The following is a 20361-nucleotide window of genomic DNA, read 5'->3' on the forward strand; positions in this document are numbered from 1 at the left end:
GGTCGCCCGGAAGCCCCATTGGATGAGTCACAAGGGTAGCCGCGCATCGGCGGGCACCGTCGCCCGGGTGGCCCCCGGCGACATCGGCCCTGGTCACTCCGTCGGGTCGACCCCGGTGTCCAGGCTGTCCCACAGGATGCGCTCACTGCCCGAGTGGCCGCCGTCACCGTCGTCGAGTCCGCCGACACCCTTGGTCGGCGCCCCCGGCGCGGCGGCGTCGGCCCCGTCGGAGGACCCCCCCGCGGCCGCGGCGCGCTGTCGCCGCTCGTGCTCGGCGAAGACCCGTCGTTCCAGTTCTTCGCGTCGGGCGGCCGGCGAGCGGTACTTGGAGGACATACCCGCCCCACGCGCGGCGCGCAGGGCGAATACCGCGCCGCCGGCGACGAACACCGCCGCCACCAGGACCAGGACCGGCGCCCACGGCGTCGGCGTCGTCAGCAGCACGCGGAAACGCGGTGCCAGGTCGATGGCCTTCGCCGCGTAGTCGGTGTCGGGCGGGCCGGTCAACAATGCGATCGCGGGAATCGCGGCGACGACCGCGCACAGCGCGAGGACGATAGCCAGGAGCCGCAGCGCCCAGCCCCGCAGCGACCAGACCAGGGCGATCGATGCCAGCAGGACCAGTGCCAGCGGGACGAGCCACGGACTCCACTGCGCCCCGGTGACGTCGAATCGGCGCTGCGGCGACAAGCCGTCGGTGGCCTCGATGCGGGCCCAGTTCACCCGCGACGCCACCCACAGCAGCGCGGCGCCGAGCGCCAGCAGCAGTGACGCGACGGCCTTGCCCCGGGTCGCCGACCGGTCCGCGCTCACGACCGCTTCCCGTCGAGCCGGGACATGGTGGCGGCCGCGGCGACCGCGTTGAGGACGGCCGTCGCCTTGTTGCGCGCCTCGTTGTACTCGTACTCGGCCTCACTGTCGGCGACGACGCCACCACCGGCCTGCACATAGGCCTTCCCGTCGGTCAGCAATGCCGTGCGGATCGCGATCGCGGTGTCGGCGTCCCCGGCGAAGTCGAGGTAGCCGACGACCCCGCCGTAGAGCCCGCGCCGGGTGATCTCGTGCTCCTCGATCAGCTCCATCGCGCGCACCTTGGGGGCGCCGGTCAGCGTGCCGGCCGGGAAGCAGGCGGTCACCGCGTCGAGCGCGGTCTTGTCGGCGCGCAGCCGGCCGGTGACGGTGGAGACCAGATGCATGACGTGGCTGTAGCGCTCGAGTCGGCGGTAGTCGCTGACCTTGACCGTGCCGGGCTCGCAAACGCGCCCGAGGTCGTTGCGGCCCAGATCCACGAGCATGAGGTGCTCGGAGTTCTCCTTCTCGTCGGCGAGCAGGTCCTTGCCCAGCAGCAGGTCGTCCTCGGGGGTCGCGCCGCGCCAGCGGGTGCCGGCGATCGGGTGGGTCGTCGCGGTCCCGTCGCTCACCGTGACCAGTGCCTCGGGCGAGCTGCCGACGATGGTCACCGGGTGGTCACCCGCGCCGACCGTGCCCGGCATCCGCAGCAGGTACATGTACGGGCTGGGATTCGACGCCCGCAGCACGCGGTAGACGTCGAGCGGGTCGGCGTCTGTGGCCATCTCGAAGCGCATCGAGGGCACCACCTGGAAGGCCTCGCCGGCCTCGATGTCGCCGACGAGGGAGTCCACGATCTCGCGATAGTCGTCCAGACTCCGCTGGGAGGTGTAGTCGGGTGCCGCGCGGTCGAACACCGCGACCGTGGACGGGGCGGGCGCCGCCAACGCGTCGGTCATGCGGTCGAGCCGGGCCAGCGCATCGGCATAAGCCTCGTCGACGTGCTCGTCGCTGCCGTTCCAGTTCACCGCGTTGGCGATGAGGGTGATGGTGCCCTCGTGGTGGTCGACGGCGGCCAAGTCGGTGGCGAGCATCAGGAACAGATCGGGCAGGCCCAGGTCGTCGACCGTCTTCTCCGGCAACCGTTCCAGGCGGCGCACCATGTCGTAGGCCATGAAGCCGACGAAACCGCCGGTCAGCGGCGGCATATCCGGCAACGGGTCGGTGGCCAGCAGGCGCAGCGACGCGGCGAGCGCCTCCAACGGGTCTCCCCCGGTCGGCGCCCCGGCCGGGGTGGTGCCCCACCAGCTGGCCTCACCGTCGACGACGGTCAGCGCGGCCGGCGCCCCGGCCCCGATGAAGGACCATCGCGACCACGACTGCCCGTTCTCGGCGGATTCCAGCAGGAAGGTTCCCGGCCGGTCCCCGGCGAGCTTGGCGTAGGCCGACAGCGGCGTCTCCCCGTCGGCGAGGACGCGCCTGGTCACCGGGACGACGCGGTGGTCGGCGGCCAGGTCGCGGAACTGCTCGATGGTCGTCGTCGTCAAATGCGCGTGATTGCTCATCCGAGCGGCTCGCCTCCCACACCCCACTGGCTGCGCGGCACCTCGGTGATGGTCACCCACACCGAGTCCGGGTTCTTGCCGGTGGCCCGGGCGTACGCCTCGGTGACCGCGGCGATCGTCTCCCGCTTGATCGCGTCGGACAACCCCGGCGTCTGAGAGATCTGGATCAACGGCATGGCGGCATCACTCCTGGCCTTCGGGTACTGGGGGGTCGTCGGGTGCGGATGGATCGTGGAAGAGTTCTTCGGTGTCGAAGCAGCTGTGGTTGCCGGTGTGGCAGGCCGGACCGGTTTGGTCGACGACGAGCAGGACCGTGTCGCCGTCGCAGTCCAGGCGCACCGAGCGGACCCGCTGGACGTGGCCGCTCGTCTCGCCCTTGACCCAGTACTGCTGGCGCGACCGCGAGTAGTAGGTCGCGCGGCCGGTCGCCAGCGTCCGGGCGAGGGCGACGTCGTCCATCCACGCCTGCATCAGCACGATACCGGTGCCCTCCTCCAGGGCGACCGCCGCGATCATGCCGTCGTCGTTACGCTTGAGCCGGGCGGCGATGGCCGGGTCGAGCCGGTCGGCACCCGGCCGGTCGGTACTCATCGGAGGGCCGCCATTCCGGTGCGCCGCACGGTGATCCCCTCGTCGGCGAGCGCCGATTTCACCGCCCCGATGGTGAGTTCTCCGAAGTGGAACACCGATGCGGCGAGGACCGCGTCGGCCCCGGCGCGCACCGCCGGCGCGAAGTCCTCGACCTTGCCCGCCCCGCCGCTGGCGATGACCGGCACGTCGACGACCGCCCGCACCGCCGTCAGCATCGCCAGATCGAAACCGGCCTTCGTCCCATCGGCGTCCATCGAGTTGAGCAGGATCTCCCCCACGCCCAGCTCAGCGCCGCGCGCCGCCCATTCGAGCGCGTCGATCCCGGTACCGCGGCGACCGCCGTGGGTGGTCACCTCCCACCCCGACGGGGTGGGCTTGCTGCGTTGATCGGCCCCGCTCGCTTCGCTCCCGGCGGCCGACTCCGGCACGGTGCGGGCGTCGACGGAGAGCACGATGCACTGCGAGCCGAAGCGGCGGCTCATCTCGCTCAACACCTCGGGTCGCGCGATGGCCGCCGTGTTGACGCTGACCTTGTCCGCGCCGGCGCGCAGCATCGCGTCGACGTCGTCGACCTCGCGGATGCCGCCGCCGACGGTGAGCGGGATGAAGATTTCATCGGCGGTCCGTTTGACCACGTCGATCATCGTCGCGCGCCCGGAACTGGAGGCGGTGACGTCGAGGAAGGTCAACTCGTCGGCGCCCTCCGCGTTGTAGCGCGCCGCGAGTTCGACGGGATCGCCCGCGTCGCGCAGGTTCTCGAAGTTGACGCCCTTCACGACGCGGCCGTCGTCGACGTCCAGACAGGGGATCACCCTCACCGCAACACTCATCAGACCTCCCAGTCCCCTCCGGTCACCGACTCGATCAAGTCCAGCAGCTCCCCGTGCACTCCGGGGGCCGCCGCGACCACCGAGGGCGAGGCCACCGTCCACGGATTGCCCGCGAGGTCGGTGACGATGCCCCCGGCGGCGCGCACGAGCGCCGTCCCGGCCGCGTTGTCCCACGCGTATCTGCTGAACGAGATGGCACCGGAGTATGTTCCGGCCGCAGTGAACGCCAGGTCGACCCCGGTGCTGCCGGAGATCCGCAATCGCGACGCCCGGCTGCTCAACTCCGAGAGCACCGCGATGCGCTTCACCCCCGGATAGGGTCCGCCCCCGGTCTGGTTGAACCCGCCGAAACCGATCGCCGCCTCGCGCAGCGCGACCGGCGCGAGGCGCCCGACGGATTCGCCGTTCACCCTCAGTCCCCCGCCGGCGTAGCCGACGTAGCGCCGGTCCAGCAGCGGCAGCCAGGTCAGCCCGAGCACCGGCACGCCGTCGGCGCACAACCCGACGAGGATCCCGGTCATCGGGTTGCCGCCGGAGTAGTTGAACGTCCCGTCGATCGGGTCGACCACCCACACGAGGCCTTCGCCTGCGGGCGGGCCGCCGAATTCCTCACCGTGACAGGGCAGGCCCGTGCGGCTGGTCAGCTCGTCGCTGATGAACCGCTCCAGGTCGAGATCGACCTGGGTCGCGAAGTCGTGGCCACCCTTGGCGACGACGCTCGGCGCGCCCAGCCCGGCGCGGAAGCGCGGGCAGGCGGCGTCGAGCACCGCCGCTGCCGCCGCGGCGAGACCGGACAGGTCCGACGATGAGGGCTGGTCGACCATCACACCGCCCCGCGCACCGCCGCGAGCGCCTCCGGCAGGGTGAAGCGGCCGGCGTAGAGCGCCTTCCCGATGATCGCGCCCTCCACGCCGAGATCCGACAGCCCCGCGATGGCGGTGAGGTCGGCGAGTTCGGAGATTCCGCCGGAGGCGACGACGGGGGCCTCGGTGCGCTGCGCGACCTGGCGCAGCAGGTCCAGGTTCGGACCGCTCAGGGTGCCGTCCTTGGACACGTCGGTCACGACGTACCGCGCGCAGCCGTCCGCGTCGAGGCGGGCAAGGGTCTCCCACAGGTCGCCGCCCTCGGTGACCCAGCCGCGGCCGCGCAGCTTCCACGAATCTCCGTCGGCGGTGACGTCGAGCCCCACCGCGATTCGCTCGCCGTATTCGGCGATCGCGCGCGCACACCAGTCCGGGTTCTCGATGGCGGCGGTCCCCAGGTTGACCCGGGCGCAGCCGGTGGCGAGCGCGGCGGCCAGCGAGGCGTCGTCGCGGATGCCGCCGGACAGCTCCACGGCCACCTCGAGTTCGGCGATGACCTCGGCGATCTGCGCGCGGTTGTCACCGCGCCCGAAAGCCGCGTCGAGGTCCACCATGTGGACCCACTGCGCGCCGTCGCGCTGCCACGCGAGGGCGGCGTCGCGCGGCGAACCGTACGAGGTCTCGGTGCCGGCGGCCCCGCGCAGCAGGCGGACGGCTCGACCGTCGGCGACGTCGACGGCGGGCAACAGTTGCAGTGGCTGGACCATGGGTCGGAGGTGTTCCTAACGGTTGTCGAGGGGGCCGGGCGCGGATGCGTCCCGCTCTTCCCGGATGTGCGCGGCGGCCCGCTCGACCATCCGGTTGGACACGAAACCCACCGCCGCGACGATACCGACGATGGCGGCCAGGCCGATGATCAGGCCGAGCCACGGCGTCACCTTCGAGCCGAGCCAGATCAGCGGCAGCGACACCACCAGGACGGCCATCCCGGCCGACAGCGACGCCAGCGCGAGTTTGATGAACGAGAAACCGCTCGCCTTGTTGCTCATGACAGACTCCGACACCAATTCTCCAGCAGGGTCAGGCCCACGTCGCCGGACTTCTCCGGGTGGAACTGCGTCGCGGACAGCGCGCCGTTCTCCACCGCGGCGAGGAACCGCGAGCCGTGCTGGGCCCAGGTCAGTTTGGCCGCCGCGATCGGCGACGACCCGTCGTCGTCCAACTCCCACTCGCGCGCGGCATAGGAGTGGACGAAGTAGAACCGCTCGTCGGCGCCGATGCCGTCGAACAGCACCGAACCGTCCGGCGAGGTCACGGTGTTCCAGCCCATGTGCGGCAGCACCGGGGCGTCGAGCCTGGTGACCGCACCGGGCCACTCCCCGCATCCCGTCGTCTCGACGCCGAATTCGACGCCGGTGGTGAACATGATCTGCATGCCGACGCAGATCCCCAGCACCGGTCGGCCGCCGGCCAGGCGCCGCCCGACGACCTGCGGCCCGCCGACCCCGGCGAATCCCTTCATGCAGGCCTCGAAGGCGCCGACACCGGGCACGAGCAGGCCGTCGCACTCGGCCGCCGCGCCCCGGTCGGTGGTGACCGTGACGGCCGCGCCGACGTGTTCGAGGGCGCGCTGGGCCGAGCGCAGGTTGCCCGATCCGTAGTCGAGGATCGTCACCGAGGGTGCGGTCACAGACTGCCCTTCGTCGACGGGACCCCGCTCACCCGCGGATCGGGTTCGCACGCCTGCCGCAGCGCCCGCGCGACGGCCTTGTACTGGGCCTCGGTGATGTGGTGCTGGTCGCGGCCGTACTCCACCCGCACGTGCAGGGCGATGCGCGCGTTGAGCGCCAGCGACTCGAACACGTGCCGGTTGATCACGGTGGAGTACGGCGCACCGGCCCTATCCCCCTCCTGCACCCCGGGGATGACCGCGGTGAGCAGGTGGTCGGGCTCGCCGGTGTGGACGAAGTACGGGCGCCCGGACACGTCGACGACGGCCTGCGCGAGCGTCTCGTCCATCGGGATCCACGCGTCGCCGAAGCGGCGGATGCCCTTCTTGTCGCCGAGCGCCTGCCCGAAGGCCTGGCCGAGCACGATGGCGGTGTCCTCGACGGTGTGGTGCGCCTCGATCTCGATGTCGCCGCGCGCGGCCACGGTCAGGTCGAAACTGCCGTGCTGGCCGAAGGCGGTCAGCATGTGGTCGTAGAAGGGCACGCCGGTGGCGATGTCGGTGCGGCCGCTCCCGTCGAGGTTCAGCTCGACGGTGATCGACGACTCGCGCGTGGTGCGCTCCACCCGTGCGGTGCGCGCGGCGGTGTTACTCATCAGACCCTCACTAGGTCGGTCGGGGCCAGCTTCTCACTGACCCGCAGGAATGCATCGTTTTCGGTATCCAACCCGATGGTGACACGCAGACGGCCCGCGATACCCGGATCGCGGATCAACACGCCGTCGTCGAGGTAGCGCTGCCAACTCGCCGCCGGGTCGGCGAATTCGCCGAACAACACGAAGTTCGCGTCCGAATGCGCCACGTCGTAGCCCAGTTCGATCAGCCGAGCGACGACGCGCTCGCGTTCGGCGACGATGCGCGCCACCCCGGCGAGCGTCTCGTCGCGGTGGCGCAGCGCGGCGCGTGCGGCGGCCTGCGTCTGTACCGACAGGTGATACGGCAGCCGGACCAACAGCAGCGCGTCGATCACCGCGGGCGACGCGGCGAGGTAGCCCAGGCGTCCGCCGGCGAAGGCGAAGGCCTTGCTCATCGTGCGCGAGACGATCACCTTCGTCGGATACCGGTCGATGAGTTCGACGGCGCTGGGTTGGTCGCTGAACTCCGCGTATGCCTCGTCGACGATGACGATCCCCGGCGCGGCGTCGACGATCGCGGCCACGTCGGCGTTCGGGATGGACGCGCCGGTCGGATTGTTGGGCGAGGTCAGGAACACCACGTCGGGCCGCAGGCGGGCGATCTCGCCGAGCGCGTAGTCGAGGTCGAGGGAGAAATCGCCCGACCGCTTGCCCGCGAGCCAGGTCGTGTCCGTGCCGTCGGAGATGATCGGGTGCATCGAGTAGGACGGGACGAATCCGAGCGCGCTGCGGCCCGGACCGCCGAAGGCCTGCAGCACCTGCTGCAGGATCTCGTTGGATCCGTTGGCCGCCCACACGTTCTCGACGCCCAGCGCCACGCCGGTCGCCTGCGACAGGTACTCGGCGAGATCGGTGCGCAGCGCGACGGCGTCCCGGTCGGGATAGCGGTGCAGCTGTGCCGCCGCCTCCCGCACCGACTCGGCGACGTCGTCGACGAGGGCCTGCGACGGCGGGTGCGGGTTCTCGTTCGTGTTCAACTGCACCGGCACGTCGAGCTGCGGAGCGCCGTAGGGCTGCTTGCCGCGCAGGTTGTCGCGCAACGGCAGATCCGCGAGGGTTGCGCGGGCCCCGGGCACCGCCGCATCCGTGGCCCCGATCCGGCCGCTGCTCATGACCGTCCGGCCGGGCGCAAGCGCGCCTTCACCGCGTCGCCGTGGGCCGGTAGGTCCTCGGCGTCGGCCAGCGTGACGACCTGGTCGGCGACGGCCCGCAACGCTGCCTCGTCGTAGTCGATGACGTGGACGCCCTTGAGGAAGGTCTGCACCGAGAGCCCGGAGGCGAATCGCGCCGAGCCGGAGGTCGGGAGCACGTGGTTGGACCCGGCGCAATAGTCACCGAGGCTGACCGGCGCGTACGGCCCGACGAAGATGGCGCCGGCGTTGCGCACCCGCTCGGCGACGCCCGCCGCGTCACGAGTCTGGATCTCGAGGTGCTCGGCGGCGTATTCGTCGACCACGCGCAGACCCGCCTCGATGTCGTCGACCAGCACGATCCCCGACTGCGGGCCGGTCAGTGCCGCGGCGACGCGCTCGGCGTGCTTGGTGTCGGCGGCCTGCGCGGTCACCTCGGCGTCGACGGCGTCGGCGAAGGATTCACTGTCGGTGACCAGCACCGATGCGGCCAACACGTCGTGCTCGGCCTGGCTGATGAGGTCGGCGGCGACATGCGCGGGATCGGCCGAGTCGTCGGCGAGGATGGCGATCTCGGTGGGGCCGGCCTCCGAGTCGATGCCGACGACTCCGCGCACCAGCCGCTTGGCGGCGGTGACGTAGATGTTGCCCGGCCCGGTGATGAGGTCGACGGGGTCGAGTTCGCCGTCATCGGTATCGGTGCCGCCGTAGGCCAGCAGCGCGACCGCCTGGGCGCCGCCGACGGCCCACACCTCCTCGACGCCGAGAAGGGCGCACGCGGCGAGGATCGTCGGGTGCGGCCACCCGCCGAAGTCGGCCTGCGGCGGCGATGCGACGACGAGGGATTCGACGCCGGCCGCCTGCGCGGGCACCACGTTCATGACGACGCTCGACGGGTAGACGGCATTGCCGCCGGGCACGTAGAGGCCCACCCGGCGCACCGGGATCCACTTCTCCGCGACCCGCCCGCCCGGTGCGACGTCGGTGGTCACCGTGGCGCGCCGCTGGTCGGCGTGTACCGCCCGGGCGCGGTCGATCGACTCCTGCAACGCGGCGGTCACCGCCGGGTCGAGGCCCGCGGCCGCGTCGGCGATGACCTGCGCGGGGACGCGCACAGAAGCGGGGCGCACCTTGTCGAAGCGCTCACCGAAGTCGAGTGCGGCGCGGGCGCCGTGGGCCTTGACGTCCTCGACGACCGGCGTGACCGTGGGCAGCACGGCGTTGACGTCGGTTCCACCGCGGGGCAGCGCGCGGCGCAGCTGGGCCGCGCTCGGCGTGGTGCCGCGCAGGTCGGTGCGCGAGAGCATCGTGACTCCTGGGGTTGTGGGGACTCCTACCAGGATATGCGGTCTGGCAAAGTGGTTTAGCGCACGCCCACGGCCGGCGGGTCTCGCCGCGTACGTGCGATGGAATGACGCGCCTCGCGCCGCGGGCGTACCGTCGCCGGCTATGACCCGACTGCTCACCCTGTGCGTCACCGCTTTCGCGCTCCTGCTCACCGGCTGCACCGTCGGCTCGCGCCCGACCGACACCAACGGCCCGGGTTCGATCGCACCGTCGAGCAGCGCCGTCGCACGGGTCGCGCTGGCCGACCAGCTGCTCGATCGCGACGAGATCAACCGCGTGCTGGCCCCGATCCACAAGCGTGCCGAGGAGGACCCGGAACCCACCGACGCCCCCTTCGACTGCGGTCCGACGCCGTGCGGGCCGACCGCGCTGGGGACGACGGCGGCCTTCCCTCCCGGTTACGAGCGCTACGCCGAGGCCCGATTCCGCGTCGGACCCAACAACGACGGCGTGAACGAGTCCCTGGTCCGCTATCGGTCCGCAGCGCAGGCGCGGGCGGTCTTCGACCGCATCGTCGCCGCGGCCCGCACTAGCCGGGACCGACACCAGTCCTCCGTCACCACCGACGGCAACACCGCGACGTGGTCGTGGTTTGCGGACGGGCCGACGCTGCCGATCGCCCCGTTCCACACCTTTTACGCCATCCGGTTGGACGGCGCGCTCATCGCGACGGCCTCGCTGCGGGACGAGACGCCGACCGTGGCCCGCGCCATCGCCGACGCGATCCCCGTCGCGCGCTGACGTTGGCCGGCCGGCGGGTCCGGCCCCCGCTCAGGACTTGGCGACCCGCCGCAACCGCAGGTTGGCGAACTCGCCCAGCCCCCACGGCCCGAGTTCGCGGCCGTAGCCGGATTCCTTGACGCCGCCGAACGGCAGGCCGGGCAGGGTGGTGCCGTGTTCGTTGACCATCGCCATGCCGACGTCGAGGCGGTCGGCCAGTGCGCGGGCGCGCTCGACATCGGAACTCCACACCGAGCCGGAGAGCCCGTAGTCGACGTCGTTCGCGAGGGTCACCGCCTCGTCGTCGCTGCTCACCGAGTACACGACGGCGACCGGTCCGAAGATCTCCTCCCGGTAGGCGTCCATCTCCGGCGTCACCCCGGTCAGTACCGCCGGTGCCATGAACGCACCGGGACCGTCGAGCGGCTGCCCGCCGGTGTGCAGCGTCGCGCCCTGCGCCACGGCCGCGGCGACCTGCTCGACGACCCGGTCGCGGGCCTCGATCGACGAGAGCGGACCGACGCGGGTCGAGGCCTGGGTCGGATCGCCGACCGTCGACGCCTCGAAGACGGCGGTGAGGTTGGCGACGAAGTCGTCGACGAGTTCGTCCTTCACGATGAAGCGCTTCGGCGCATTGCAGGCCTGCCCGCAGTTGAGCAGCCGGGCCGCGGCCGCCCCCTTGGCGGTGGCGGCCATATCCGGGGTGTCCAGGACGATGAAGGCATCCGACCCGCCGAGTTCGAGCACCGACTTCTTCAGATGCGCCGCCGCGGTCTGTGCCACCGCCGCCCCGGCACGACCGCTGCCGGTCAGCGAGACGCCCTGCACCCGGCGGTCGCCGATCATGGTCGCCGCCTGCTCGTTGCTGGCGTACACGTTGATATACGCGTCGGCGGGGACGCCCGCTGCGTGCGCGATCTCGGCCATCACCGCAGAACTCGCCGCACAGATCGGCGCATGCTTAAGGATGATCGTGTTGCCGAGCAGCAGGTTGGGCGCCGCGAAGCGGGCCACCTGGTAGTACGGGAAGTTCCACGGCATGATCCCGAGGATCGGGCCGATCGACTCGCGGGTGACCACCGACTCGGCCGCCCCCTGCGGGTCGAGGACCTCCGGCTCCAGCAGCGCGGGACCGTTCTCGGCGTACCAGTCGTAGATCATCGACGTGAGCATGATCTCGCCGGCCGCCTGCGCCAGGGGCTTGCCCATCTCCGTGGCGACGATGGCGGCCAACTCGTCGGACCGATCGCGGTAGGCCGCCGCGGTGGCGCGCAGCATGGCGAGGCGCTCGTCGATCGGCGTCGTGCGCCACTCCTGATACGCCGCCGCCGATCGCGACAGGACGCCCTCCACGTCGGCGTCGCTCATGGTCTCGAAGGTGCGCTCGACGGCGCCGGTGGTGGGGTTCGCGGTCACATAGGCGGTCATGATCGCCACCGTACGCGGGGTTCGCGCCGGTACCTCACGATTTCGACGTTCTGCGGACTTGCTACATGTCCAGGCCGAGGTCGAGGACCGTGACCGAGTGGGTCAGCGCCCCGACGGCGAGGTAGTCGACGCCGGTCTTGGCGTACTCGGCGGCGACGTCGAGGGTCAGCCCGCCGGAACTCTCCAGCTTGGTCGACGGCGAGCGGGCATCCCGGCGGGTCACCGCCATCTGGGTGGCCCAGAGTGGGAAGTTGTCCAGGAGCACCAGGGTCGGCGCCAGGGCCAGCACCTCGTCGAGCTGGTCGAGGGAGTCGACCTCCACCTCGACGGGGATGTCGGGGGCCAACTCGCGGACGGCGGTGAGTGCCGCGGCGACCGATCCGGCAGCGACGACGTGGTTGTCCTTGATGAGTGCCTCGTCGCCCAGCCCCATCCGGTGGTTGACGCCCCCGCCGGCCCGGACCGCGGCCTTCTGCAGGAACCGCATCCCCGGCAGCGTCTTGCGCGAGTCGCGGATCTGCGCCTTCGTGTCCGCCACCGCGTCGACCCAGGCGGCGGTGGCGGTGGCGATACCCGACAGGTGGCACAGCAGGTTCAGTGCGGTGCGCTCGGCCGTGAGCAGCTCGCGCGTCGGCGCGCGCAGGGCCAGCACGGTGTCGCCGGGTTCCACCCGATCGCCGTCGGCGAGTTCGGCGGTCACCTCGTAGCGACCGGCACCGATCACCTCGTCGAAGACCGCTCGCGCGACGGGCACCCCCGCGACCACCCCGCGGCCCCGGCTGACGATGGCCGCCTGCGCGACCGCGTCGGCCGGGACCGTCGCGAGGCTGGTGACGTCGGGCCCGTAGCGCAGATCCTCGTCGAGGGCGGTACGGATCAGCGCCCGAACCTCGTCGGTGACGACATCCCCGGTGACGGTCCCGTGGTCACTCATTCGCCCGAGCCGGGGTTGCCGATCGCGATCATCTTCTCCACGCTGGCGCGCGCCCGCTCGGCGACGTCGGGTGCGACGTCGACCTCGTCGTCGCCGGTCATCAGGCAGCGCAGGAGCGCGGCCGGGGTGATCATCTTCATGTACGGGCAGGACGCGCGGCCGTTGACGGGCTGGAAGTCGACGCCCGGCGCTGCCTTGCGGAGCTGGTGCAGCATGCCGATCTCGGTGGCGACCAGGACCTGCTTGGCCTTGGTCTCGCGCGCCGCGTCGAGCATGCCGCCGGTGGACAGGATCTTGACCTTCTCCTCCGGCACCGCCCCCTCGCCGGCGAGGTACAGCGCCGAGGTGGCGCAGCCGCACTCCGGGTGGATGAAGAGATCGGCGTCGGGGTGCGACTCGGCCTGTTCGGCCAGTTCGTCGCCGTTGATACCGGCGTGGACGTGGCATTCGCCGGCCCAGATGTGGATGTTGTCGCGCCCGGTCATCCGCTTGACGTGGGCGCCGAGGAACTGGTCCGGCAGGAACAGCACGTCGCGGTCCGGGTCGATGGACGCGACGACGTCGACGGCGTTGCTCGACGTGCAGCAGATGTCGGTGAGTCCCTTCACCTCCGCGGTCGTGTTCACATAGGACACGACGACGGCATCGGGAAACTCTGCCTTCCACGCCCGCAGGTCGTCGGCGGTGATCGAGTCGGCCAGCGAGCAGCCGGCCCGCGCGTCGGGGATCATGACGCGCTTGTCGGGACTGAGGATCTTCGCGGTCTCGGCCATGAAGTGGACGCCGCAGAAGATGATCTCGTCCTCCTCCGCGTCGGCGGCGATGCGCGAGAGCGCAAGCGAGTCACCGGTGTGGTCGGCGATGTCCTGGATCGCGGGCAGCTGATAGTTGTGCGCGAGGATTGTCGCGTTGCGCGCCTTCGCCAGGCGCTTCACCTCGTCGGCCCACTCCGGGGTGGCCTCGACGCCGGTGTAGCCGGTCGGGCCGTCGGTCCACGAGAGGGTGCTCGTGAAGTCTGTCGTCGTACTCATCGGTCCTCCTTCGCCGCTGGGCTGGGCGATTCGGGGTGTTTTCGACTGACGGTCGAAAACCACATTCATCGTAACACCACGTCGGTGTCGAGCATTCCCGACCGTCCCGCCGCGCCACCTGCGGCCCGCCGTCGCTGTCCTATGATCGCCTCGTGACCGCCGACGAGCCCGACCCCGTGCGCCTCGAAGTCCGCAGTGCGGTTTTCCGGGTGGGACCCGACTCGGCGCTGCCCGACCGGCTCGGCCTCCAAGTGCTGGTCATCCCCTCTTCCGAGGACGGAATCGGCACGCTGCCCGGCGGCGACATCGACGTCGACGCGGAGCTGGCCGCCACCGCGCTGGCCGCCCTGCACGATCAGGCCGGCATCGCCGACGTGGCGCACCTCGAACAGTTGGAGGTCTTTTCCGCCCCCGACCGCGTGCCGGGCGGTCGCACCGTCGCGTCGACCTACCTCGGTCTCGCCCGTGCCGACACGCCGGCCGACGCCGGGGCCTGGCACTCCGTCGACGCGTTGCCCGCGCTGGTGGCCGACCACACGGCCATCGTCGCGGCGGCCCGTCACCGCCTGGCCGGCAAGCTCTCGTACACCAATATCGCGTTCGCACTCGCACCCGCGGAATTCCCGATGTCGGAGCTGTCGGAGATCTACGGCGCCGCGCTCGGCTATCCGGTCGACACCACCAATCTCCTGCGGATCCTGTCGCGACGGGCGGTGATCACCGCCACCGGCGGCGTCCGCCGCAGCAACGGGGGCGGTCGTCCGCCTGCGCTCTACCGCTTCACCGAGTCGTCACTGCGCGTGACCGACGAGTTCGCCACGCTGCGACCGCCGCTGATGTAGGCCTGGGTGCCCACTCGACGGGATTGGGGTGCCCACTCGGCGGGGTTGGGGTGCCCACTCGGCGATCGGTGGGGGGGGGCGCCGGTCAGTCGACGGTGTCGGCGTCGAGGCCCGGGCTGTCGGACATCAGCACGAAGAACAGGTAGGTGAGCAGCGCTATCACGGGCATGAGGACCAGCAGGATGCCCGGCGAGCCCAGCGCCCCGTCGCCCGGCGAGGCCATCCACAGCTTCGGCGCATGTGAGAAGGTCTGCCCGGCGTCGAGCTTCAACGGGTCGGGCAGGCGGATCCGCAGCACGGTCAGCGCCACCTCGATCGCCAGACCCGAGGACACGACGGTCGTGGCGGCCAACAGCAGCGCGCCGAGCGGTCCGCGCCACGTCGTCGCGACCCGCCAGAAGATTCCGGCGGCGGCCACCCCGATCACGAGCAGTCCGACGCAGAACCACCCGATTCCGTCGAAATAGCGGCCGAACTGGTCGGCCGGCACGCTGGCGCGGCCCCGCTCCAGCACCGACCCGGTCGGCATGGGGGCGACGAACGACCACACAACGGCCGCGACCACGCTCACCGCCACGACGATCAGCACGGCCTTGACCATCTGCGCCGCGACGAGCACATTGGCGCGCATCGCCGTCGACGGCCGCCCGTGCGCCCCGGGTAGCGGCGTCTCCGGGAGCGGCCCGGGGGCCAGGATCACCTGGTCGTTCATCGACGCTCCAGTTCGCTCGAGTCCACTTCGCCGTGCCGCGAGCAGCGCGCCCACCACCCGTCCGGGCGGACCTGCACGACCATCCGCCGACCGCATTGGCCGCAGTAGCGCGGCGGTTCCAATCCCAACCGGGCCGTGGTCGGCACGGCGTCCTCGCTCTGCAGCTCGGTCTCGATACCGGTGTACACCCCGAACCTGTGGGGGGCGGCCAGCGGGCCCGGCACCGGGGTCGCTGGCCCGGCGGGCGCGGCGGGAGTCACGACGCGGCCTACAGGGTGTCGTTGAGGGCCTTGATCGGCATCGACAGGTTGTCGAGCAGATCGAGGTCGGCCTCGGCCGGGCGCCCCAGCGTGGTCAGGTAGTTGCCGACGATGACGGCGTTGATGCCGCCCAGGATGCCCTTCTCGGCACCGAGATCGCCCAGGGTGATCTCGCGGCCGCCGGCGAAGCGCAGGATGGTGCGCGGCAGGGCCAGGCGGAAGGCGGCGACGGCTTTGAGCGCCTCCGCAGCGGGCAGCACCTCGAGATCGCCGAACGGGGTGCCCGGGCGCGGGTTCAGGAAGTTCAGCGGTACCTCGTCGGGCTCCAGCTCGGCCAGGTTCGCGGCGAACTCGGCGCGCTGCTCCAACGACTCCCCCATGCCGAGGATGCCGCCGCAGCACACCTCCATGCCCGCGTCGCGCACCATGCGCAGCGTGTCCCAGCGCTCCTCCCAGGTGTGGGTGGTGACGACGTTCGGGAAGTGGCTGCGCGCGGTCTCCAGGTTGTGGTTGTAGCGGTGCACGCCCATCGCGGCCAGCTCGTCGACCTGCTCCTGGGTGAGCATGCCCAGGCTGCAGGCGATCTGGATGTCGACCTCGTTGCGGATCGCCTCGATCCCGGCGGCGACCTGGCTCATCAGGCGCTTATCCGGCCCGCGGACGGCAGCCACGATGCAGAACTCGGTCGCGCCCGTCTTGGCGGTCTGCTTGGCCGCCTCCACCAGCGACGGGATGTCGATCCACGCGCTGCGCACCGGCGAGGCGAACAGGCCGGACTGCGAGCAGAAGTGGCAGTCCTCCGGGCAGCCGCCGGTCTTCAGCGAGATGATGCCCTCGACCTCGACCTCGGGACCGCACCAGCGCATCCGCACGTCGTGGGCCAGGGCGAGCAGTTCCTCGAGCTGTTCGTCGGGCAGCTGCAGGACGGTCAGCACCTGGTCCCGGGTCAGACCCTCGCCCTTCTCGAGCACCTGCTCGCGGGCGACGGTCAAGATGTCGGTCGCATCACCGTCTCGGGGGGCCGTACTAGCGGCTGCGGCGGTAGGGGTTGAGGTCACGATCGGACTCCTTCGTCTGGTCGGCTGTCGGTCTGCTGTCGGGTCTGAGTCGGGGCGGTGCCCGGCGGTGGTGGCACCCACCGCGGGTCGAACCACTGCGGGGCGGCCGCGCCGAACTCGTCGCGCGGCAGGGAACCGGCGCCTTCGGGCAGCGTACCGATCAGCGGTACACCGGTCACGCGCGGCAGATCGTCGACGTTGCACCTCATCGCCAGGTCGGGGTGATCCGGCCACGATCCGACGATGAGTCCGGCCGGGGTCAGGCCGCGGGCGCGGATGGCGGCGACGGTGAGTTCGGCGTGGTTGAGGGTGCCCAGCGCGGGCGACACGACGACGAGCACGGGTGCGCCGAGGTCGGCGGCGAGGTCGAGCAGCGTCAGCGGCCCGGCGTCGCCACCGCTGTCGGCGAGGCGGACCAGCACTCCCCCGGCCCCCTCGACGAGGGTCACGTCGTTGACGGCCGCGGCCGCGGTGATCGCCGCGACGGCGGCGGCCCGCTCCAGCGGCGGCATCGCGGCGCGGCGCGCGGCGACGTCGGGGGCCAGCGGCTCCGGATACCGCGCGCATTCGACGCCGTGCACCGGCCCGGCCAGGCGCTGCACGTCGGCGAGGTCCCCCGGCTCGTCCGGGGCGACACCGGTCTGCACGGGTTTCACGACGGCGACGGTGCGCGCGCCGCGCGATCGCGCCCGCGCCACCAGTGCGGCGGTCGCGACGGTCTTGCCGACGTCGGTGTTGGTGCCGGTGACGAAGGCGATCATGCGGTCACCGCCCCGAGGTGGCGGTTCACCACGGCCGCGATGCGGTCGATGTCGGCGCCGTCCAGGTCGGCGCGCGCGGTGATCCGCAGGCGCGAGGTGCCGACCGGCACCGAGGGCGGCCGGAAACAGCCGACGAGCACCCCGTCGGCCCGGCATCGGGCGGCGAGCTCGACCGCGGCATGCGGATCGCCGACGATGATCGACACGACCGCCGCCGCCGGTACCGCACCGCCGCAGGCCTGCGCGATGGCCGCGGCGTTGGCGCGCACCCGCTGCGGCAGGGCCGGGTCGTCGCGCAGGATCCCCAGCGCCGCGCGGGCCGCACCGACGGCCGCCGGGTTGAGCCCGGTGTCGAAGATGAAGGGCCGCGCCGTGTCGACGAGGTGGGCGCGCAGCGCGGTGCCGCCGAGCACCGCGCCGCCCTGTGCGCCGAGGGATTTGGACATCACCGTGGTCATGATCAGGTCGGGCGCACCGGACAACCCGGCCTCGGCGATCACCCCGCGCCCGCCGTCGCCGCGGACGCCCAAGGCGTGCGCCTCGTCGACGAGTAGCGCCGCGCCGTGCCGTCGTGCCGCGCCGTACAGGTCGGCGACCGGGGCGATCTCGCCGTCGATGCTGTACACGGAATCGGTGACGACCAGTGCGCGCCGCCCCCCTCGCCGGGCGAGCGCCGCGTCGACGGCGGCCACGTCACCGCGGTCGACGACGACGACCTCGGCGCGGGAGAGCCGGCATCCGTCGATCAGGGAGGCGTGTGCCCCGGCGTCGCTGACGATGAGGTCGCCGCGGCCGACCAGCGCGGTGATCGCGCCGACGTTGGCGAGGTAGCCGGAGGAGAAGCACAGTGCGGCACCGAAGCCGGTGAACCGCGCCAACTCCTCCTCGAACCCGATGTGGGCGGTGGTCGTCCCGGCGACCAGCCGCGAGGCGGTGGACCCGGCGCCGAACTCCTCGAGTGCCGCGCGCGCCCCGGCGACGACGCGCGGATCGGCGGAGAGGCCGAGATAGTCGTTGGAGGCGAGGTTGAGCAGCGGCTCGTCGGCCCGACGGGTGATCGGGTCGCGGTGCAGCCCGGCCAGCGCCCGCTGCGCGGCGGCCTCGTCGAGCCAGTCCAGTGCGCTCATCGCGACACCACCCGCTCGTCGTCGGTGCAGGCGCGGACCACGGCGTCGATGCCGGCGCAGATCGTGGCGACGTTGTCCGGAGTGCTGATGAACGGCGGCATCGTGTAGACCAGGTCGCGGAAGGGGCGCAGCCACACCCCGGCACCGGTCGCGGCCGCGGTGGCCGTGGCCATGTCGACGGGGCGGTCCAACTGGACGACGCCGATGGCCCCGAAGACGCGCACGTCACGCACACCGGGGCGCTGCGCCACCGGTGCCAGACCGGCGCGCAGGCCGTCGGAGATCGCCGAAACGTGCTCGCGCCACGGACCGGCGAGCAGCAGGTCGATCGAGGCGAGGGCCACCGCGCAGGCCAGCGGGTTGGCCATGAAGGTCGGTCCGTGGGCCAATCCGCCGGCCTCTCCCGCACTGATCGTGGCGGCGACCTCCGCGGTACACAGGGTGGCCGCCAACGTCAGATACCCGCCGGTCAGCGCCTTGCCCACGCACATGATGTCGGGTGCGACGCCGGCGTGGTCGGCGGCGAACAGTTCGCCGGTGCGGCCGAAGCCGGTGGCGATCTCGTCGAAGATCAGGAGGACGCCGGCCGCGTCGCAGGCCTCGCGCAGCACGCGCAGATAGCGCGCGTCGTGGAACCGCATCCCGCCCGCACCCTGCACGACCGGCTCGACGACGACGGCCGCCAACTCGTCGGCGTGCTCGGCGATCGCGGCCGTCAGCAGATCGGCGTAGTCGTCGCGGAAGTCGTGCGGCGGGGCGTCGACGAAGACCTGCTGGGCCAGGACGTCGGTCCACATCGCATGCATCCCGCCGTCGGGATCGCAGACGCTCATCGGGGTGAAGGTGTCGCCGTGGTAGCCGCCGCGCCAGGTCAGCAACCGGGTCTTGCCCGTTCGGCCCCGCGCGCGCCAGTACTGCAGCGCCATCTTGACCGCCACCTCGACCGAGACCGAACCCGAGTCGGAGAAGAACACCCGGTCCAGGCCGGGCGGGGTGATCTCGACGAGCCGCGCGGCCAGCTCGACCGCCGGCCGGTGGGTCAGGCCGCCGAACATCACGTGGCTCATCTGCCCGAGCTGTTCGACGACGGCGGCGTCGAGCACGGGGTTCCGATAGCCGTGGATGGCGGCCCACCACGAACTCATGCCGTCGACGAGCCGCCCGGCGTCGGTGTCGAGGTAGACGCCGGCCGCGGAGTGGACCGGCAACGACGGCACCGCCGCCGGCAGCGCGCCATAGGGGTGCCAGACGACCTCGGCGTCGATCTGCGCGAGGGAGGACGCGGACACGGGCACGACTCCTCCTCGGCGACGGTCTGCTGGAATTGGCTCCTGTACACTGTACAGGAGCCCGACGTGGCGCCGGACACATCCCGTGACCGTCCCCCTGACCGCGGCACCGAGGCGAAGGAGCAGTCGTGGCGATCACCCGGACCGACGTGCTGGACGCGGCGCGGGCGATCCTGTGCCAGCACAGTCTGGCCGACCTCTCGATGCGACGCCTCGCCGCCGAACTCGGCGTATCGCCCAACGCCCTCTATTGGCATTACCCGGACAAGCAGTCCCTCCTCGCCGCGCTCGGCGACGACATCCTCGCCGGCGTCGCGACGCCGCCGGGCGACCTGCCGTGGGACGAACGACTCGAGCGGCTGACCAGGGCGATGCGGGCGAGCCTGTGCGCGGTCCCCGACAGCGCCGAACTCGTTTCGTCGAGCTGGTCGAGCGGACTCTCGACGAGGACGGTGTTGACCCGCCTCACCGAGGCCGCCCGCGCGGGCGGCCTGGGCGAGGCGGACTGCCGCGGGCTGGTCACCGCCCTCGCGCAGCTGACCATCGGGCTGACCATCGAGGAACAGACCCGACGGCAGATGGAACGGCTGGGCGCGACCACCCCGGGCAATCGAGATTTCGACGCCGAGTTCGACGACGCGCTGGCCATCGTCCTCGCCGGCGCGCGCCAGCTCGCCGACTCCTCCGCGACCGCCGCCGATACCGTGCAAGCCGGGCAAAGCGGACCATCATCGCTGCTGGCCTGAGCCTTTTCTCAGGCGGTCCGTGGTATCTTCGCTC

General features: G+C 71.7%; 24 protein-coding genes. 3 read left to right on the plus strand and 21 right to left on the minus strand.

Going from position 1 to position 20361, the window contains the following annotated elements; translation table 11 throughout:
- Positions 1–93: 93 nt before the first annotated feature.
- From HUN08_RS10250 to hisD, 12 genes are read right to left on the minus strand one after another with little or no spacing between them, the layout of a single operon-like run.
- Positions 94–813 (minus strand): Trp biosynthesis-associated membrane protein, encoded by a 720-nt coding sequence (locus tag HUN08_RS10250; RefSeq protein ID WP_124246600.1) that lies wholly within the window; start codon positions 811–813, stop codon positions 94–96.
- Positions 810–2354 (minus strand): anthranilate synthase component I, encoded by a 1545-nt coding sequence (locus HUN08_RS10255; protein WP_124246601.1) that lies wholly within the window; start codon positions 2352–2354, stop codon positions 810–812. The genes HUN08_RS10250 and HUN08_RS10255 overlap by 4 nt, the downstream gene beginning before the upstream one ends.
- Complete coding sequence (locus HUN08_RS10260) at positions 2351–2530, minus strand: 4-oxalocrotonate tautomerase family protein (protein WP_124246602.1); 180 nt, start codon at positions 2528–2530, stop codon at positions 2351–2353. Before HUN08_RS10260 ends, HUN08_RS10255 begins: the two co-directional genes overlap by 4 nt.
- Positions 2531–2537: 7 nt before the next feature.
- The gene (hisI, locus tag HUN08_RS10265; protein WP_124246603.1) at positions 2538–2945 is read right to left on the minus strand and encodes a phosphoribosyl-AMP cyclohydrolase; all 408 of its coding nucleotides are present in this window, start codon (positions 2943–2945) and stop codon (positions 2538–2540) included.
- Entirely contained in the window at positions 2942–3775 is an 834-nt protein-coding gene (gene hisF, locus HUN08_RS10270) for an imidazole glycerol phosphate synthase subunit HisF (RefSeq protein WP_124246604.1), read from the minus strand. Before hisF ends, hisI begins: the two co-directional genes overlap by 4 nt.
- Positions 3775–4599 carry an inositol monophosphatase gene (locus tag HUN08_RS10275; RefSeq protein ID WP_124246605.1) on the minus strand — a complete coding sequence of 275 codons (825 nt, stop codon included), beginning with the start codon at positions 4597–4599 and terminating at the stop codon, positions 3775–3777. Before HUN08_RS10275 ends, hisF begins: the two co-directional genes overlap by 1 nt.
- Entirely contained in the window at positions 4599–5345 is a 747-nt protein-coding gene (gene priA, locus HUN08_RS10280; protein ID WP_124246606.1) for a bifunctional 1-(5-phosphoribosyl)-5-((5-phosphoribosylamino)methylideneamino)imidazole-4-carboxamide isomerase/phosphoribosylanthranilate isomerase PriA, read from the minus strand. Before priA ends, HUN08_RS10275 begins: the two co-directional genes overlap by 1 nt.
- Positions 5346–5360: 15 nt before the next feature.
- Positions 5361–5627 (minus strand): hypothetical protein, encoded by a 267-nt coding sequence (locus HUN08_RS10285; RefSeq protein ID WP_124246607.1) that lies wholly within the window; start codon positions 5625–5627, stop codon positions 5361–5363.
- Complete coding sequence (hisH, locus tag HUN08_RS10290; RefSeq protein ID WP_124246608.1) at positions 5624–6268, minus strand: imidazole glycerol phosphate synthase subunit HisH; 645 nt, start codon at positions 6266–6268, stop codon at positions 5624–5626. Before hisH ends, HUN08_RS10285 begins: the two co-directional genes overlap by 4 nt.
- Complete coding sequence (gene hisB / locus HUN08_RS10295; protein WP_124246609.1) at positions 6265–6903, minus strand: imidazoleglycerol-phosphate dehydratase HisB; 639 nt, start codon at positions 6901–6903, stop codon at positions 6265–6267. The genes hisH and hisB overlap by 4 nt, the downstream gene beginning before the upstream one ends.
- Positions 6903–8054, minus strand: a complete 1152-nt coding sequence (locus HUN08_RS10300; RefSeq protein WP_124246610.1) for a histidinol-phosphate transaminase — start codon at positions 8052–8054, stop codon at positions 6903–6905. Before HUN08_RS10300 ends, hisB begins: the two co-directional genes overlap by 1 nt.
- On the minus strand, positions 8051–9379 hold the full coding sequence (gene hisD / locus HUN08_RS10305) for a histidinol dehydrogenase (RefSeq protein ID WP_124246611.1): 1329 nt from the start codon (positions 9377–9379) through the stop codon (positions 8051–8053). The genes HUN08_RS10300 and hisD overlap by 4 nt, the downstream gene beginning before the upstream one ends.
- 142 nt (positions 9380–9521) lie before the next feature.
- Here hisD and HUN08_RS10310 point away from each other — a divergent pair, with 142 nt between their 5' ends.
- Positions 9522–10160, plus strand: a complete 639-nt coding sequence (locus HUN08_RS10310; RefSeq protein WP_124246612.1) for a sensor domain-containing protein — start codon at positions 9522–9524, stop codon at positions 10158–10160.
- Between the two features lie 30 nt (positions 10161–10190).
- On the opposite strand, the gene HUN08_RS10315 is transcribed toward HUN08_RS10310, so the two are convergent.
- The 3 genes from HUN08_RS10315 to nadA all read right to left on the minus strand — a co-directional run bounded on the left by HUN08_RS10315 (position 10191) and on the right by nadA (position 13532).
- On the minus strand, positions 10191–11567 hold the full coding sequence (locus HUN08_RS10315; protein WP_124246613.1) for an aldehyde dehydrogenase family protein: 1377 nt from the start codon (positions 11565–11567) through the stop codon (positions 10191–10193).
- 61 nt (positions 11568–11628) lie between these two features.
- Positions 11629–12501 (minus strand): carboxylating nicotinate-nucleotide diphosphorylase, encoded by an 873-nt coding sequence (gene nadC, locus HUN08_RS10320; RefSeq protein WP_124246614.1) that lies wholly within the window; start codon positions 12499–12501, stop codon positions 11629–11631.
- Positions 12498–13532 carry a quinolinate synthase NadA gene (nadA, locus tag HUN08_RS10325; protein ID WP_124246615.1) on the minus strand — a complete coding sequence of 345 codons (1035 nt, stop codon included), beginning with the start codon at positions 13530–13532 and terminating at the stop codon, positions 12498–12500. The genes nadC and nadA overlap by 4 nt, the downstream gene beginning before the upstream one ends.
- A gap of 152 nt (positions 13533–13684) precedes the next feature.
- On the opposite strand from nadA, the gene HUN08_RS10330 reads away from it, so the two are divergent.
- Complete coding sequence (locus HUN08_RS10330) at positions 13685–14374, plus strand: NUDIX hydrolase (RefSeq protein ID WP_301546667.1); 690 nt, start codon at positions 13685–13687, stop codon at positions 14372–14374.
- Positions 14375–14459: 85 nt separating this feature from the next.
- Here the strand turns inward: HUN08_RS10330 and HUN08_RS10335 are convergent, their stop codons facing one another.
- The 6 genes from HUN08_RS10335 to HUN08_RS10360 are packed head-to-tail and all read right to left on the minus strand — an operon-like array spanning position 14460 to position 19581.
- Positions 14460–15086, minus strand: coding sequence for a DUF2567 domain-containing protein (locus HUN08_RS10335; RefSeq protein WP_165353441.1), 627 nt, complete (start codon positions 15084–15086; stop codon positions 14460–14462).
- Entirely contained in the window at positions 15083–15346 is a 264-nt protein-coding gene (locus HUN08_RS10340) for a hypothetical protein (protein ID WP_174900913.1), read from the minus strand. The genes HUN08_RS10335 and HUN08_RS10340 overlap by 4 nt, the downstream gene beginning before the upstream one ends.
- Positions 15347–15354: 8 nt before the next feature.
- The gene (gene bioB / locus HUN08_RS10345; RefSeq protein WP_124248965.1) at positions 15355–16404 is read right to left on the minus strand and encodes a biotin synthase BioB; all 1050 of its coding nucleotides are present in this window, start codon (positions 16402–16404) and stop codon (positions 15355–15357) included.
- Positions 16401–17165 (minus strand): dethiobiotin synthase, encoded by a 765-nt coding sequence (gene bioD, locus HUN08_RS10350; RefSeq protein WP_124248966.1) that lies wholly within the window; start codon positions 17163–17165, stop codon positions 16401–16403. The genes bioB and bioD overlap by 4 nt, the downstream gene beginning before the upstream one ends.
- Positions 17162–18292, minus strand: a complete 1131-nt coding sequence (locus HUN08_RS10355) for an 8-amino-7-oxononanoate synthase (protein ID WP_124248967.1) — start codon at positions 18290–18292, stop codon at positions 17162–17164. The genes bioD and HUN08_RS10355 overlap by 4 nt, the downstream gene beginning before the upstream one ends.
- A complete protein-coding gene (locus tag HUN08_RS10360) occupies positions 18289–19581 on the minus strand; it encodes an adenosylmethionine--8-amino-7-oxononanoate transaminase (protein ID WP_124248968.1) in 1293 nt (430 codons plus the stop codon). The genes HUN08_RS10355 and HUN08_RS10360 overlap by 4 nt, the downstream gene beginning before the upstream one ends.
- 128 nt (positions 19582–19709) lie before the next feature.
- Here HUN08_RS10360 and HUN08_RS10365 point away from each other — a divergent pair, with 128 nt between their 5' ends.
- A complete protein-coding gene (locus HUN08_RS10365) occupies positions 19710–20327 on the plus strand; it encodes a TetR/AcrR family transcriptional regulator (RefSeq protein WP_124248969.1) in 618 nt (205 codons plus the stop codon).
- The last annotated feature ends 34 nt before the right edge of the window (positions 20328–20361 follow it).

This window comes from Gordonia sp. X0973 (assembly GCF_013348785.1).
Classification (GTDB): Bacteria; Actinomycetota; Actinomycetes; order Mycobacteriales; family Mycobacteriaceae; genus Gordonia.

Coding starts and splice junctions, on each gene's coding strand:
- HUN08_RS10255 (WP_124246601.1), bottom strand. CDS start 2,354: ATGAGCAATCACGCGCATTTGACGACGACGACCATCGAGCAGTTCCGC.
- HUN08_RS10260 (WP_124246602.1), bottom strand. CDS start 2,530: ATGCCGTTGATCCAGATCTCTCAGACGCCGGGGTTGTCCGACGCGATC.
- hisI (WP_124246603.1), bottom strand. CDS start 2,945: ATGAGTACCGACCGGCCGGGTGCCGACCGGCTCGACCCGGCCATCGCC.
- hisF (WP_124246604.1), bottom strand. CDS start 3,775: ATGAGTGTTGCGGTGAGGGTGATCCCCTGTCTGGACGTCGACGACGGC.
- HUN08_RS10275 (WP_124246605.1), bottom strand. CDS start 4,599: ATGGTCGACCAGCCCTCATCGTCGGACCTGTCCGGTCTCGCCGCGGCG.
- priA (WP_124246606.1), bottom strand. CDS start 5,345: ATGGTCCAGCCACTGCAACTGTTGCCCGCCGTCGACGTCGCCGACGGT.
- HUN08_RS10285 (WP_124246607.1), bottom strand. CDS start 5,627: ATGAGCAACAAGGCGAGCGGTTTCTCGTTCATCAAACTCGCGCTGGCG.
- hisB (WP_124246609.1), bottom strand. CDS start 6,903: ATGAGTAACACCGCCGCGCGCACCGCACGGGTGGAGCGCACCACGCGC.
- HUN08_RS10300 (WP_124246610.1), bottom strand. CDS start 8,054: ATGAGCAGCGGCCGGATCGGGGCCACGGATGCGGCGGTGCCCGGGGCC.
- hisD (WP_124246611.1), bottom strand. CDS start 9,379: ATGCTCTCGCGCACCGACCTGCGCGGCACCACGCCGAGCGCGGCCCAG.
- HUN08_RS10310 (WP_124246612.1), top strand. CDS start 9,522: ATGACCCGACTGCTCACCCTGTGCGTCACCGCTTTCGCGCTCCTGCTC.
- HUN08_RS10315 (WP_124246613.1), bottom strand. CDS start 11,567: ATGACCGCCTATGTGACCGCGAACCCCACCACCGGCGCCGTCGAGCGC.
- nadC (WP_124246614.1), bottom strand. CDS start 12,501: ATGAGTGACCACGGGACCGTCACCGGGGATGTCGTCACCGACGAGGTT.
- nadA (WP_124246615.1), bottom strand. CDS start 13,532: ATGAGTACGACGACAGACTTCACGAGCACCCTCTCGTGGACCGACGGC.
- HUN08_RS10335 (WP_165353441.1), bottom strand. CDS start 15,086: ATGAACGACCAGGTGATCCTGGCCCCCGGGCCGCTCCCGGAGACGCCG.
- bioD (WP_124248966.1), bottom strand. CDS start 17,165: ATGATCGCCTTCGTCACCGGCACCAACACCGACGTCGGCAAGACCGTC.
- HUN08_RS10355 (WP_124248967.1), bottom strand. CDS start 18,292: ATGAGCGCACTGGACTGGCTCGACGAGGCCGCCGCGCAGCGGGCGCTG.